At 67.3% G+C, this 14362-nt stretch carries 13 protein-coding genes; 3 read left to right on the plus strand and 10 right to left on the minus strand.

Annotated elements, in window-relative coordinates:
* Nucleotides 1-7 precede the first annotated feature (7 nt).
* Together ROA7023_RS04220 and ROA7023_RS04225 are read right to left on the minus strand one after the other, a co-directional pair.
* The gene (locus ROA7023_RS04220) at nt 8-1375 is read right to left on the minus strand and encodes a sialate O-acetylesterase (protein ID WP_085877770.1); all 1368 of its coding nucleotides are present in this window, start codon (nt 1373-1375) and stop codon (nt 8-10) included.
* The gene (locus ROA7023_RS04225; RefSeq protein WP_085877771.1) at nt 1375-1632 is read right to left on the minus strand and encodes a spike base protein, RCAP_Rcc01079 family; all 258 of its coding nucleotides are present in this window, start codon (nt 1630-1632) and stop codon (nt 1375-1377) included. Before ROA7023_RS04225 ends, ROA7023_RS04220 begins: the two co-directional genes overlap by 1 nt.
* 190 nt (nt 1633-1822) lie before the next feature.
* Between ROA7023_RS04225 and ROA7023_RS04230 the strand changes: the two genes are divergently transcribed.
* Nucleotides 1823-2941 (plus strand): beta-ketoacyl-ACP synthase III, encoded by a 1119-nt coding sequence (locus tag ROA7023_RS04230; protein ID WP_085877772.1) that lies wholly within the window; start codon nt 1823-1825, stop codon nt 2939-2941.
* 71 nt (nt 2942-3012) lie between these two features.
* Nucleotides 3013-3612 carry a thymidine kinase gene (locus ROA7023_RS04235; RefSeq protein ID WP_085877773.1) on the plus strand — a complete coding sequence of 200 codons (600 nt, stop codon included), beginning with the start codon at nt 3013-3015 and terminating at the stop codon, nt 3610-3612.
* On the opposite strand, the gene ROA7023_RS04240 is transcribed toward ROA7023_RS04235, so the two are convergent.
* From ROA7023_RS04240 to ROA7023_RS04260, 5 genes are all read right to left on the minus strand, one after another.
* Nucleotides 3609-4208 (minus strand): nicotinate-nucleotide adenylyltransferase, encoded by a 600-nt coding sequence (locus ROA7023_RS04240; RefSeq protein WP_085877774.1) that lies wholly within the window; start codon nt 4206-4208, stop codon nt 3609-3611. The genes ROA7023_RS04235 and ROA7023_RS04240 overlap by 4 nt on opposite strands.
* 39 nt (nt 4209-4247) lie before the next feature.
* On the minus strand, nt 4248-5066 hold the full coding sequence (locus ROA7023_RS04245) for a TolB family protein (protein ID WP_085877775.1): 819 nt from the start codon (nt 5064-5066) through the stop codon (nt 4248-4250).
* 29 nt (nt 5067-5095) lie between these two features.
* Nucleotides 5096-6709, minus strand: coding sequence for a glycoside hydrolase family 43 protein (locus ROA7023_RS04250; protein WP_085877776.1), 1614 nt, complete (start codon nt 6707-6709; stop codon nt 5096-5098).
* Nucleotides 6710-6772: 63 nt separating this feature from the next.
* The gene (gene mgrA / locus ROA7023_RS04255; RefSeq protein ID WP_085877777.1) at nt 6773-7807 is read right to left on the minus strand and encodes an L-glyceraldehyde 3-phosphate reductase; all 1035 of its coding nucleotides are present in this window, start codon (nt 7805-7807) and stop codon (nt 6773-6775) included.
* A 102-nt stretch (nt 7808-7909) separates the two neighbouring features.
* Entirely contained in the window at nt 7910-10354 is a 2445-nt protein-coding gene (locus ROA7023_RS04260) for a methyl-accepting chemotaxis protein (RefSeq protein ID WP_085877778.1), read from the minus strand.
* Nucleotides 10355-10660: 306 nt separating this feature from the next.
* On the opposite strand from ROA7023_RS04260, the gene ROA7023_RS04265 reads away from it, so the two are divergent.
* Entirely contained in the window at nt 10661-12544 is a 1884-nt protein-coding gene (locus tag ROA7023_RS04265; protein WP_085877779.1) for a putative bifunctional diguanylate cyclase/phosphodiesterase, read from the plus strand.
* Between the two features lie 144 nt (nt 12545-12688).
* On the opposite strand, the gene ROA7023_RS04270 is transcribed toward ROA7023_RS04265, so the two are convergent.
* The 3 genes from ROA7023_RS04270 to nthA are packed head-to-tail and all read right to left on the minus strand — an operon-like array spanning nt 12689 to nt 14326.
* Nucleotides 12689-13030: a nitrile hydratase accessory protein gene (locus ROA7023_RS04270; protein WP_143535437.1), complete on the minus strand. Its 342-nt coding sequence runs from the start codon at nt 13028-13030 to the stop codon at nt 12689-12691.
* Nucleotides 13017-13676 (minus strand): nitrile hydratase subunit beta, encoded by a 660-nt coding sequence (gene nthB, locus ROA7023_RS04275; protein WP_085877781.1) that lies wholly within the window; start codon nt 13674-13676, stop codon nt 13017-13019. The genes ROA7023_RS04270 and nthB overlap by 14 nt, the downstream gene beginning before the upstream one ends.
* Nucleotides 13676-14326, minus strand: a complete 651-nt coding sequence (nthA, locus tag ROA7023_RS04280) for a nitrile hydratase subunit alpha (RefSeq protein WP_085877782.1) — start codon at nt 14324-14326, stop codon at nt 13676-13678. Before nthA ends, nthB begins: the two co-directional genes overlap by 1 nt.
* Between the last annotated feature and the right edge of the window lie 36 nt (nt 14327-14362).

Below are 14362 nucleotides of genomic sequence, written 5' to 3' on the forward strand. Positions count from 1 at the left end.
GCCACCGTCACGCGGCGATCGACACAGTGGTCGTGATGATATCGATCTCGCCGATCACGCTGAGTCGCCGCAGACCGATCAGCCGCTCGGTGATGCAGCGGGCCGCCGCGACACCGCGCAACCGGTTGGCCGAGCCGGAGAAATAGAGCGCCTCTGCCGGCGTGCCGGGGTTGGGTCGGGTGCCGTCGCCCCAGCCGTCGTCCCACGGCTCGTGCACCACGAAGGGCGTCGCGGCCAGGCCCAGGCTGTCCTGGTCCAGCGCCGCTTCGGCCATCCGCCAGGACGGCGGAACCGAAGCAGGGTTCGCCCCCGAAATGACGATCGGCAGGTCGGGCGCCCCCAACCCGGCCCGCAGCGCCGGAATCAGGTGGTTGCGCAGGGCCGCCTGGTAGGCATCGACGGCAAAGGTATCGAGCACCTCGGCCTCGCCGCCCGACCAATATGCGCAGACGACCCGGTTCTGCGCCGGGTTCAGCGCGACGGCGGCCTGGGCGTCGGCCAGCGCCTGCGAGAACAGGTCCGCCGCGCCGGTCAGGGTGTTGGACGGATGCCAGCCCGCGCGGGCCCCGTCCGACACGGACGCGGCCCCGGGATCAAGCAGCCTGCCCCCCGCCCGCGCGACCGGCAGCAGCAGCAGCCGCCGCCCTGGCGCGAGCGCGGTCTCGGCGTAGCGATGGGCGAAGGCGAGCCCCGGTCCCAGGCCGGCATTGCGCTGCCGGTGCTGCAGCGGCGCGGTGGCCGAGACGATCTGGCCATCGGCGACCACGTCGACCAGCGCGTGCGGCACGTCGATGTCCGGATCGGCCCGTTCGCCGCACCATTGCCCGGTCATGTTGGCGCCGCCCATGAGCAGAACGATATCGTGCCCCGGCTCTGCCGCGACGAGGGACAGGCTGATGCCGGTGACCTCGATAGAGCTGCTGCCGCCCTGGCACTCGACGGTCAGATGGGACCGGTCCGCACCAAGGGTCAGCTCGGCAGACCACCACCCGTCGCTTTGCACGTAAACCGAGGCGATATCCGGCCCGAGGCGCAGCCGCGCCCCGCCCTCGCCCCGTTGACGCCATGTCAGCTGCAGGCGGCTGCCCGCGGGAATGGACTGGGCCAGTGGGTGGCGCATGGATTGCGTCGTCGCCGAGGTCGGAAAGGACATCCAGCCGTTCGCGATGACGGGTGCGCCGGCCATCGTCTCCCACCCCGACGGGTCGGTCATGTCGCCGGCCGCGGACGAGAGGTAGCTGACTTCCGGCGGCTCATAGGCCGGCATCATGCCGGCAAGGGTCCCGTAGATGCTGGTGAGGTCCTGCGCGAGCGGCAACAGCGGCGGACGCTGGGCCACGGCAAAGGTTTCAATTCCGCAGCCCAGGCCGATCATCAGTAAAGACCCACGATGCCGGCCGCGTCCGTCCCCGTGGCCCAGATCCGCTGGGCCCGGACCGGAAACACCCCGCCCGCGGCGACGAAGATGACGGCTTCGGACCCGTCGACGGTCGTGATCCGGACATGGCCCGCCGTGGTCACGTTGATGCCACGGGTCGCGACGGCCAGGTCCGCGCTGTCATCGGGGGTCACCGCGAAAACGCTGGAAGCGGGCGCATCGAGGCCCGGGATCGTGGTCTTGAAATGGTCCATGGGTCTGTCCTTGTGTTTGGCCGGGGCGGGCCCCGGAGGTCGGCTGATCGACGGGCACCCTAGCGCCGCCGTCTCTACAGCCGGTAAGGCCGCCGCTCGGCGATCCGGGCCCTCGCGCAACGGGCGGCTGGCAAGTCTGGACAATCCGCCACTTTCCAATCAGATTCGCGGGTCACGGGAGACGACCGACATGCACCAAGTAGCCCTTACCGGAACCGGGGTTTTCACCCCGCGCGAGAAGATCACCAACGACGAGCTTGTCGCGGCCTTCAACGCCCATGCCGACCGGTTCAACGCGGCGCATTCCGACGAGATTGCCGCGGGCAGCATCGAGGCGAAACCGCACAGCTCGTCGGAGTTCATCCTGCAGGCCTCGGGGATCGAGAATCGCTACGTCATGGACAAGGCCGGCACGCTGGATCCCGACCGGATGTTCCCGAAGCTGCCTGCGCGGCCGGACGACACGCCCTCGCTGATGGCCGAGATGGCGGTGGCCGCCGCCCGCGACGCGCTGGACGCGGCGGGCCTGCCGGCCTCGAACGTCGATGCGATCCTGTGCGCCGCCTCCAACCATGAACGCGCCTATCCCGCGATTGCGGTCGAAATACAGCAGCTTCTCGGCGCCGGCGGCTTTGCCTACGACATGAACGTCGCCTGTTCCTCGGCCACTTTCGGGATCCAGAGCGCCGCCGACATGATCCGCGCAGGCTCGATCCGGGCCGCGCTGGTGGTGTCGCCCGAGATCACCTCGGCGCATCTGGAATGGCGCGACCGGGATTGCCACTTCATCTTCGGCGACGTGGCGACGGCCGTCCTGCTGCAACGGGCGGAGGACGCGACGGGGCCGCATTTCAGGGTTCTGTCCACCCGGCTGGCGACGCAGTTTTCAAACAACATCCGCAACAACGACGGCTTCCTGCGACGCACCCGCGACCAGATGGAGGACCGCCGGGACATGCAGTTCATGCAGAACGGCCGCAAGGTCTTCAAGGAGGTGCTGCCATTGGTGTCAGCCCACATCGCCGATCATCTTTCGGACGCGGGCGTGTCCGCCGGTAGCCTGCGCCGCCTGTGGCTGCACCAGGCGAACAAGACGATGAACGACTACATCGGCCGCAAGGTCCTCGGCCGGGTGCCCGAGCCCGGCGAACAGCCCAACATCCTGCAGGATTACGCGAACACGAGCTCGGCCGGCTCGATCATCGCCTTCGCGCAGCACCAGGACGGGCTCTCCGCCGGCGACATCGGCCTGATCTGTTCCTTCGGGGCGGGCTATTCGGTGGGCTCGGTCCTCGTCGAAAAGGCCTGAAGACCGCCGACGGGGCCGGCCCTTTCCAAGGGTTGCATCCCGGCGCCCCCTCGGACTAACTCGCCCGCGCGATGGCCAAGCTCTATTTCCACTACTCGACGATGAACGCCGGCAAATCGACCGTGCTGCTTCAGGCGTCCCACAACTATGTGGAGCGCGGGATGGAGACCTATCTGCTGACCGCCGGGTTCGACACCCGCGCGGGCGACGCGCGCATCGCCAGCCGGATCGGGATCGGTGCGCCGGCCAATACCTTCGCCCCCGAGGACGACCTTTTCGCCCGCATCGAAACGCGGCTGCAGGCAGGACCCTGCGCCTGTGTCTTCGTGGACGAAGCCCAGTTTCTGACCGAGGCCCAGGTCTGGCAACTCGCCCGGGCCGTGGATGACCTCGGGGTCCCGGTCATGTGCTACGGGCTGCGGGTCGACTTCCTCGGCAAGCTCTTCCCCGGCTCGGCCGCCCTGTTGGCGCTGGCAGACGAGATGCGCGAGGTCCGCACCATCTGCCATTGCGGTCGCAAGGCCACCATGGTGGTGCGCCTGGGGCCGGACGGGCAGGCCGTGACCGAGGGCGACCAGGTGCAGATCGGCGGGAACGAAAGCTATGTCTCCCTGTGCCGGCGGCACTGGCGGGTGGCCACGGGCGACGGGCCGCCGCCCGCACCGGACTAGCCCCAGCGCCCCGCTTCACGAATCCGGCTGGACGAGGCATCGGACATGGGCAGGTTCACGAAGCACCACGCCGGCGCCGCCGCCCCGCCCAGCGCCTGGGATTGCCGGGCCGGGATCCGGTTCTGACGGTAGGTCCGCGCGGCCTTCGACAGCCGCGCCGAGATCCGGTCGCCGGGCCGGGCGAGCACGCCGATCGGGACAGAGCCGATGATCTCCTCCCATTCCTGCCAGAGGTGAAACTGCGCGAGGTTGTCCGCCCCCATGAGCCAGACGAACCGCACGCCCGGGTAGACGGCACCTAGCGCGGCGAGTGTCTCGGCGGTGTAGCGAGTGCCCAGGACCGCCTCGAGCCCGGTGATCCGGACCCGCGGATGCTGCATGATCTGGTGCGCCATGGCGATCCGGCGGTCCAGCGGTGCGGGCCCGCGGGCCTTGAGCGGGTTGCCGGGACTTACCAGCCACCACACCTGATCCAGGCCGAAGCGGCGCAGCGCCTCGCGCGTGATCCGCACGTGGCCGCCGTGGGCAGGGTCGAACGACCCGCCCAGAAGGCCGATCCGCTGCCCCGCGAGGGCCGGAGGGAAATCATGTCGCATCCTGCGCCCCATGCTGCGCACCGCGCGCCAATGCAAGCCTCAGGGCACGTAGCGCATGAACGCGAACAGGGAACTGTCGGGCGCCCAGCAGGGTACGTTGATCGTCCCCTGCCCCCCGTGCAGCCGGGTCAGGATACGCCCTTCTCCGCCGTTCCCGTCCATGATGTTGAGCGTCACGTCCAGGCCGCCGGGATGGCCCTGGGTGCCCGGCGCATAGGCCAGCCAGACCACATGGGCGCCGTCGGGCGACGGATGGGGAAACCAGTCGACCGTCTCGCCGTCGGTCATCCGCTCCGGGTCGGAGCCGTCGGGGCGGATGCGCCACAGGTCGACCTGGCCGCTCCGCTCGCCGTTGAACCAGATCCAATCCCCGTCGGCCGAAAAATCGGGGCCGTCGATGTGATCGAACGCGTCACAGACCAGCGTCTCGCGCCCGCCTTCTGCCGGGCAGCGATAGATCTTGACCTTCCGGTCCCCCCTCGCCGCGGCATAGACGAGCGTCGTGCCATCGGGAGACCAACCGTGCCACCAGGACGGCTGCGCCCGGGTCACCTGGTGCGGGGTGCCGCCGTCGATGGGCAGCGTGTAGATGCAGCTTTTGCCGTGTCGGGTGCTGTCCGAGATGACCAGCCGCGTGCCGTCGGGGGAGATTCCGTGATCGTTGTTGCACTTCACGGCAAAGCCCGTATCGATCTCGTGAAGGTCCGGCGCCGAGAGCGGAACCCTGTAGATCCGGCCACGCCCGTTGACGATGAGATAGCCGGCCGGATGCCAGTTCGGCGCCTCGATAAGCCCTTCGTAGGTCAGGATCTTCTCGGTCCGGCCTTCGGTGTCGCAAAGGCACAACTCGCTTTTCATCCTGTGGTCTCCGTTTGTTCGGTGCCAGATTATTCGCGAATAATCTGGTCCCGGCCCGACCCGTAGCGGAAGCGGTCGAACCGGGCCTCTCTGCCATGGCCGGTCAGGTCCATCGCGAACATGCCGACGAAGGCGCCCGTGAAGGAGGCGTGCTCTCCGCGGCCGCCTTCGTCGGAGATCACGCTTGCGTCCAGGACCGGGCCGATCGGCTGCCAGGCACCGCCCTGGCGCCAGTAAAATTGCTGGGTCGCATGGTCCACATCGACCCGCAGTTCGACCGGTCCGTCCGCGATGCTCAACGGGGAGCCGGGCGATTGCAGGGTGCCGTCGGGCCAATCGCCGGGACATGACCAGACTGTCAGGACCCGGCCGACCCCGGGTTCATGGGTCAGGACGCAGACGTGAAATTTCGACCGGTTGTAATACGTCGTCAGCCCCGCCGCCTGCTGATAGGAGGTCGGGTCGAACGCCAGGCCGGTCTCGGCGGAATGGACGAAGTGCTCCTGCCGGCGCGCGACGAGGGCCTGTTCGAACCAGCTGCCGATGCTCTCTCGTCCGATCAGAACAAGGGCCCCGTCCTCCGTTCGGAAGATGCGCTCGCTCTCGGGCGTTCTGAGCCACTGGAACTCCGCCGGCAGCCCGGCGGCGAAATCATGCTCGACGGCCTCGTCGGCGCCGACCGTTGCCGGCCCGAGCGATGGCACGGCGGTCCGCGCGATCGTCCCCTCGGCATCCAGCCACAACCAGTCGTCGCGCCAGATCACCTTTTCAAGGCCGGTCTCGCGCCCCATCGGACAGAAGCGCCCCTGCCCGTCCGGTCCGGGCATTGGACGGCCCATCAGGAAGGAATGGTAGTGGTCGCCCCAATGCGTCTCGACGTATTGGCCATGACCGGTGCGCTGGATCGGCCCGTCGCTCGCTTCCGCGCAGAGCAGATGGCGGCCGGGATGGGTCTCATAGGGACCGCGAATGTCCCGGCTGCGGGCGTGGGTCACGGCGTGCTCATAGCCGGTCCCCCCTTCGGCCGTCGTGAGATAATAGTAACCGTTTCGCTTGAAGAGATGCGGCCCCTCGGTCATGCCCTTCGGGCTGCCGTCGTAGATCCGGGTCATCTCGCCCACGAACCCCGCCTCCGGTGACCATTCCTGAAGCAGGATCCCATCGAAGCTGCTGTGCGCGGGATTGGCACCGGTGCCCGGGCCGCGATGGTTCCATTGCAGGACCAGGAACCATTTGCGGCCGTCGTCGTCGTGGAACAGCGAGGGATCGAAGCCGTGCGAGCCGGCAAACCACGGATCCTGCCACTCTCCGTCGACCTCGGGGCAGCAGGTGATGTAATTATGCGCATCCTTGAAGCTGCCATCGAGCCGTTTCACGTCGGTATACACCAACCAGAAACGCTCTCCGTCGTGGCTCAGGCAAGGTGCCCAGATGCCGCAGCTGTCGGGATTGCCGCGCATGTCGAGCAGGCTCGCACGGTCCAGCGGGCGGGCAACCAGCCGCCAGTTGACCAGATCGCGGGAGTGGAAGATCTGCACGCCAGGAAACCACTCGAAGGTGGACGTAGCGAGGTAATAGTCCTCGCCGACCCGCAGGAACGACGGATCCGGGTTGAAGCCCCGGAGCACAGGATTTTCAATCATTCGCGTCGTCCCGGTCCTTGGTTTCCGGAAATTCCGGGCCCGGGGTCCGCCCGCCGTCCCATCTCAGCCCTCGAGCTCGGCGGATTGAGCCCAGAGGTTTATCTGTTCCTCGTCGGCGTATTCGTCGATCAGCGCCAGCTCCTCCGCAGAGAACTCCAGGTTTCCGACCGCGCCGGCGCAATCGACGACCTGTTCGGGCCGGGAGGCGCCGATGAGCGCGGAGGTGATGCCGCCACCGCGCAGCACCCAGGCGATGGCCATCTGGGCAAGGGACTGGCTGCGGCCCTCGGCGATCTCGTTGAGCTTGCGGATGTTCTCGCGGGCACGGTCCGACAGCATGCCCTTGTCCAGCGACTTGTCCTGCGCGGCGCGGCTGTCGTCCGGCACGCCCCCAAGGTATTTCTTGGTGAGCATACCCTGCGCCAGCGGCGTGAACGCGATCGAGCCCACGCCCAGGTCTGCCAAGGTGTCCTTGAGACCGTCCCGCTCGACCCACCGGTTCAACATGTTGTAGCTCGGCTGGTGGATGACACAGGGCGTGCCAAGGTCCTTCAGGATGCCGACGGCCTCGCGCGTCCGCTGGCTGTTGTAGGACGAAATCCCGGCATAGAGCGCCCGGCCCGACCGGACGATGTAGTCCAGCGCCCCCATCGTCTCCTCCAGCGGCGTGTCGGGATCGAACCGGTGCGAGTAGAAGATATCCACGTAGTCCAGACCCATCCGCTTGAGGGACTGGTCGCAGGACGCGATCATGTATTTGCGCGACCCCCACTCGCCGTAAGGCCCGTCCCACATGGCATAACCCGCCTTGGAGGAGATGATGAGCTCGTCCCGGTAGGGGGCAAGATCCTCGGCGAGGATCGAGCCGAAGGCATGCTCGGCCGCGCCCGGGGGCGGTCCGTAATTGTTGGCGAGATCGAAGTGGGTGATCCCGTGATCGAAGGCCGCCTGGCAAATCTCACGCTTCGTCTGGTGCGGGAAATCATGCCCGAAGTTGTGCCAGAGCCCCAGGCTGACGGCGGGCAGCTTCAACCCCGAGGCCCCGCATCGTCTGTATGACATGCGCTCGTAGCGGTCTTCCGCAGCAACGTATTCCATGAATGGCTCCCTGTGCGCCGGACGCCGCGGGTGGGCGAAATCGTTTTCGGGCACGGAAGACCATTCGCGCGACATTGTCAAACGGTCGTAGCCGGCATTCGGTCAGAAGTTCTGCCAGATGCTGTCCTCGCCCGAGATCACGACCGGCCGGGCGACGACATCGGAGCGCCGTTCGATGGGCGGGTACGGGGCGGAACGGACCCGCCGGTCGGGGCCATCGAATTCCAGCGTGGGCGCGACGACCTCGGGCGGGGGCACGATGTCGGCCGAGGCATCCGGTGCCTCAGGTTGGCTATGCCGGTCGGGCATGCCCGCCCCCGCATTCCGCGGCAGTCGGAAATGGCGCATCAGATCCTGCAGAGCCTTGGCTTCTACTTTCAGGCTCTGGCCCGCGGCGGTCACCTGTTCGGCCATCGCGGCGTTCTGCTGGGTCACCTCGTCGAGCTGGGACACGCCGGAATTGACCTCGGTCAGCCCGCTCGCCTGTTCCTGTGCCCCCGCCGTGATCTGCGAGATCAAATCCGCGATCGTGCCGACGCTGCCAACAATCTTCTCGAGCGCCTCGCCGGCATTGCCGACAAGCAGGACTCCGTCCTCGACATGAGCGGCGCTCTCGCTGATCAGCTGGCGGATTTCCTGGGCGTTCTCCGAGGATCGCTGGGCCAGCGATCGCACTTCCGTCGCGACGACAGCAAAGCCCTTGCCCACTTCGCCGGCCCTGGCCGCCTCGACACCCGCGTTCAGCGCCAGCAGGTTGGTCTGGAAGGCGATATCCTCGATCACGCCGATGATCAGGTTGATCTTCTTCGAGGATTGCTCGATCTGGCTCATCGCACCCACTGCGTCGCGGACCACGGTGCCGCTCTTTTCCGCCTCGCTACGGGCGGCGACGACGGTTCGTTCCACCTCGGCCGCATTGGACGCGGCTTCCTGGACGGATTGCGAAAGCTCGTCCATGGCCGCCGCCGTTTCCTGCAACGCCGCCGCCTGGGTTTCGGTCCTGCGCGACAGGTCCGAATTGGCCTCGGCCACATCCGCGGAGCCGCCCGCGATCTTCTCAGCGTTCAGCGTCACGGACTGGATGATCTCGCAGAGCGTCTCCACCGTGCTGTTGAAATCGGACCGCAAGGGCTCCAGGTCCGGCGCGAAGGGCTGCCGGATGGTGCTGTCGAGATCGCCGGTGGAGAGCGAATTGAGCGCCTCGGTCAGCTCCTCCATCGCCCTGGCGCGATCCTCGGCCTCCGACCGGCGCACGGCTTCGACCTCTTCGGCGGAGGCGAGACGGTCGGTCAGGATCACCAGCTGGCGGGCAATGTCCCCCAACTCGTCGGGCCGCAGGGCCCCTTCGATCTCGCTTTGATACTCCCGCGCCTCGATGCGTTTGACCGCGCGGACCAACCCCTTGATCCGGCGGATCAGGCCCCGCGTCTGTAGCGCCGAGAGGATCCCGACGATGACGGCCACCGCGGCCAGCTGCCAGAGCATGGACCGCAGCAGGGCCTGCCGTTCCGCCGTAGCCTCTTTCGCGTCGATCTCCGCCACAAGCCCCCACTCCGCACCGGGGACGGTCGCGCCCGTGCCCAAGCTTATCACCTCGGCCCCGTTCAGCCCCGGTCCGACCACCAGGCCCGCGTCGTCGCGCCCGAGGCTTGCCGCGACCTGGGGCAGGGCCGCCACATCGGGCGCGGCCACCGGGCCCTCGGCATTCCGCGAGACCGTCACCACGGCGCCGTCGTCGCTGACCAAATACATGACGCCGGTCTCCCCGAGGGCCGGGACATCCGACAGCAGGGCCGAGATCGGCCCCGGGTCGATCGCATAGACGAGCACGCCCAGCGGGTCGCCGCTCATCGCCAGCACCGGGGCCGCGAAATAGGCGATCTGATCCCCGCGCCGCGCCGGATCGGGGCCGAAGCCCGAGAAGGTGACGCTGCCTGCCTCCCCCTCTGCCGCAGCGGCGAAGGCCGCACCGAGACGGGTCCCGGCGAAGGGCTCTTCGTCCAGGTTCGCACCGAATTCACCCGTCTTGGCAACGGAATAGATGACCCGGCCCGAGGTGGAGACCAGCATGAGGTCGCGAAACCCGCCGTCCCGGACAATCGCGCGCAGGCCCGGATGCAGGCGGGCATGGGTGCTGGAATAGAAGGACTCGTCATCCGCCTGGTCGAGAGCGGCGCGCTCGTCGACCGGGTTCGGGTTTTCGTCCTGGTAGGCTCGGCGCAGATCCGCTGCGGCGGTCTCTCCCCCGCTCTGCCATGCACCGAAGAACTGCCCGAGGGCGATCTGCATCGCGGAACCGGCCGCCTGGGTCGCGACCGAGGACCTTACCCCGTCAACCCATGCCACCAGGCTTTTGGAACGTTCGTCCAGGACCGTCTCCAGGATCCGCTCCTTGTAGCGGTCCATCATCGCGGCCGCCTGGAAGAACCCTGAAATGACCAGGGCCGCCGCCAACACGATGCCGACGCCGGCGTTGACCAGAGGCAGTTTGCGCGACAGGCGCATGCCGCGCAGGGGCGGCGTGTCGGTGATGGACGGCTCGGGCATCGCATGCCACCTCTCTCTCGGGAAACGCAGTTCGATCGTCCCCGCCTTTGACCCAGATGGATTAACCACAGGCTAATTTCGCGGAGCGCGTTTCTTCCGCGCCGCAGGATGCGCCCCGTCGAGAATCTCATTATTTTCATTTCTTATCATGGTCTTGAAGGATTCTTGACCACTGTTCGCCCTGCGCGAAAAATCCGTAAAATTCGCTTCGGATCGTGCTGTGATGGCCAACAGACGTTTACCCCCACCTAACTACCGAAGTCTAAGGTGCCGCGGAGTTGACCCTAGCGACACCGACGGAGGCGCATGTCAGTTCTCATTCTGAGCATACTTGTCCTGCTCGCCTGCACCGCCGCGGTGTCGGCGCTCGCCGTTCAGCAAACAGGGTCGTTGCGGGAGGCTCGAAGGGACCTGAAGGGTACGCGAGAGGACCTTGTCCGCCAATTGCGTGAGGCCGAACATTTCCGGATGGCTGCAGAACACGCTGACGACGGCATTCTGATCCAGGCCATGAACGGCATCGTCATCTGGCCGAACCCCGCCTATTGCCGGATCATGGGGCTGCCGCGCACGGCGATCATCGGCCGCAATCCGCTGGAATTCGCGCTGCCGCCCGAGGACGAGCCCGACGAGGCGACGATCCGCAACTTCAGGTACAACCCCAAGGATCCGGACTTTCAGAGACTTCAGTTGTTCCGCAACCGCCGGGCGGACGGAACGCTGTTCTGGAACCAGATCAGCGTCTCCTTCCGGCGGAGTGCAAACGGGCGCGAAAACGCCATCCTTGTCTGTCGCGACGTGACCGAGCAGATCGAGCGGGAAGAGCGATTACGCCGCGCAGGCAGAGAGCTGCGCTTTCGCGCGACCCACGATACGATGACCGGCCTTGCCAACCGGACCGAGCTTCTGCGCGTGGGCGACCAGGCACTCACCACCGCGCGGCAAGAGCAAACCCACACCGGGATGCTGCACATCGACCTCGATAAATTCAAGGAAATCAACGACACACACGGGCATGCCGCCGGCGACCAGGTGCTGGTCCACGTCGCTGGGCTACTCAAGACCGGGGTACGCGAGGGGGATCTCGTCGCGCGGGTCGGCGGCGATGAATTCGTGGTGGTCTGCCCGGGCCTGTCCGAATTGCGCGAATTGCGGCGCATCGCAGACGAGCTGATCGAGCGGGTCTGCACGCCGCTCTACTGGAACGATCGCCACCTGACCTGCGAGGCGAGCATCGGCGCAGCCCTGTCGTCCAACGACACGGTAGAGGCCGATACCTTGCTCCAGCACGCCGACTTCGCGCTCTACGAGGCCAAGCGCCAGGGTCGCAACCGGGTCGCGGTCTACGACGAGGCGCTGCATGAGCGTCAAATGAGCGAACAGCGCCGCGCGGGGGAATTGCGCGAGGCGATCCAATTCGAGTCGCTCGAGACCCATTTTCAGCCCAAGCTGAACCTCAGCACCGGCCGCATCGCCGGCTTCGAGTCGCTCGTCCGCTGGCGCCACCCGACCGAGGGGCTGATGCCGCCGGGGTCCTTCCTGAAAATCGCGGGTGATCTGGGGATCATGGCCGACGCCGACCTCAGCTCGATGACGCGCGCCCTCGAGATGAAGCATTACCTGGACTGGTCGGGGCACGGGGGCCTCGACATCGCGTTCAACGCCTCCACGGACCTGCTCCTGCACCCCGACTTCCTGAAACTGCTGATCGGCGGGGTCGAGGATCGCGGAATCAACCGGTGCGAGGTCACGATCGAGGTGCTCGAGACCACGGTGCTGGGCGACCGGTGGCACGAGACGCCACAGGCACGGGTGATTGCGGACCTGGCAAATTCCGGTTTCCGGGTCGTGCTGGACGATTTCGGGACCGGCTATGCCGGATTGGCGCACCTTGCGAGCCTGCCCGTCAACGGCGTCAAGATCGACAAGTCCCTGATCGACGGCATGCTGGACAACCCGACCAGCGGCAAGATCGTCAGGGCGATCATCGACCTCTGCCGCGAACTCGGCCTGGACATCGTGGCCGAAGGTGTCGAGTCCGCCGCCGTCGCAGACCGGCTCGGGTCGCTCGGCTGCATGGTCCTGCAGGGCTACTGGCTGGCCCATGCCATGCCGGAGGGAGAGGTCCTGCCGTGGCTGAGCGCCCGGGAAGGCGCCGACGCCAACCGGGACGGCCGGGCCTCGGCGTGATCCCTCCGTCGCCGGCACCCTATGCGGTCGGCTGATCCGTCAGCCTTCGGGGCTCGGCTCACCCAACCGAGCCGTCTATGGCCGGAGCCAGGTGCGGTCGGTCGATCCAACAATCGACGATGCCCGCTTCGACCGGCTGTTTCGTCAGTCGACGACGCCCAGCTTGACCGGCTGCCCGTGCGGCGTGGCCCGGTAGGCATCGGCCCAGGCCTCCTTCCGACGGCGCAGATCGTCAGGCGTCAGGACCGTCGTCGCGACGGTCAACGCCTCCAGCGCCTCGAGGGCCGCGCCGTAATAGGCTGCCTCTGTATCCTCGGCGCCCGCGCCTTCGGCCCGCGCAAGGGCGCCGCCCAGGGCCTCGGCCCAGTCCGCCGCGGTGATCCGGCCGGAGAGGACGAGCGCCTCGGCCATTGCCAGAACCTGCGCATGCCAAGGCTCCGCAAAGACCGGGCCGCGCGGCGCGAGGAGGTTGTCAGGCCGGAACAAGGTAGGGCTCCCAGAGGTCGAGCAGGACGGTGTCGCGCGGGTCGGCGGTGCCTCCCCACAGTTCGGGTGCGGTGAAGGCGACGGTATAGAGGTGCCGCCCTTCTTCCAGACCCTCAGCCGAAAGATCCGCATAGATGTGCCCGCCGTGATGCGCGGTCACCGTGCCGACTGCGCCGCGGGCATAGGCCGGCAGCCGCGTGTGACCGGGCGACCCGTGCCGCAGGGTCCGGACCCTCTCTCCGACCTCGAAGGCCGGCGGTTCGCCCGGATCGGCGTCGAAGAACGCCTCGTTCGCGCGGACCGCCTCGACCGCGTCCTCGACGCTCCAGATCCTGGCGGTTCCGGGACCTTCCGGCGTCGCGTCGGCGGCCCTGACGACCTCGTCAAGGCTCACGCCGCCGTCCCGCACCAGGACGCAGAGGCTCTGAATGCACCATTTCTCGAAATAGGGCACAGCGTGGTAGACAGCGGGCGGCAGCAGTTCGAGCGTGTGACGCCAGGCGTCGATACTGCCGCCCATCGCTCCCTTGTCCGATGTCTTGGACAGGGCCCATTGACGCCGCTCCCACTCGTGCCGGAACGGCGGCGAGGTTACGTCGATCGGGCCGAACCCCTCCTTGCCGCCAAGATCATGGGGGCCGTCCATCAGCCCGGTCCGTCGGTGTCCGGCAGCGCCAGGTCCCGTTGGGTGCCGATCATGGCGTTGCGGGTCACCAGCGCCGCGAGCCTGTCTTCAGGCCATCCCTCGGTGCCGGCGGGGCGCTGGGGAACCACGAGATAACGAAGCTCGGCCGTGCTGTCCCAGACCCTGACGCCGACGGCCTCGGGCAGGGTGACGCCGAACTCGGCCAGCACCTTGCGCGGTTCGCGCACTGCCCGCGCCCGATAGGCCGCCGAGCGATACCAGATCGGCGACATGCCGAGCAAAGCGAAGGGATAGCAGGAGCAGAGCGTGCAGACGACCAGGTTCTGCACGCTGTCCGAATTCTCCACCGCCTTCAGGTGGCCGGTGGCATGGCCCTCATACCCGAACTCGCGCACCGCCATGCCGGCATTGTCCAGCAGGCGCTGCCGAAAATCGGGGGCCACCCACGACCGGGCCACGACCTCGGCCCCGCGCTTGGGCCCGATCCGTTCGGAATAGGCCTCGATCCAGGCATCCAGCGTCTCTCGCGCGACATAGCCGCGTTCCACCGCAAGGCTCTCCAGCGCCTTGACGCGCAAGGCGGGATCGGGGGGCAGATGCGAATGCAGCTCCCGGTGGATATGCGCGGTCTTGTCCCGGTCGAAGGCCATGGATCAAGCTTGCACCCGCCTCCCAATGCGGTCAAC

It is taken from the genome of Roseisalinus antarcticus, from assembly GCF_900172355.1.
GTDB classification, from domain to species: Bacteria; Pseudomonadota; Alphaproteobacteria; order Rhodobacterales; family Rhodobacteraceae; genus Oceanicola; species Oceanicola antarcticus_A.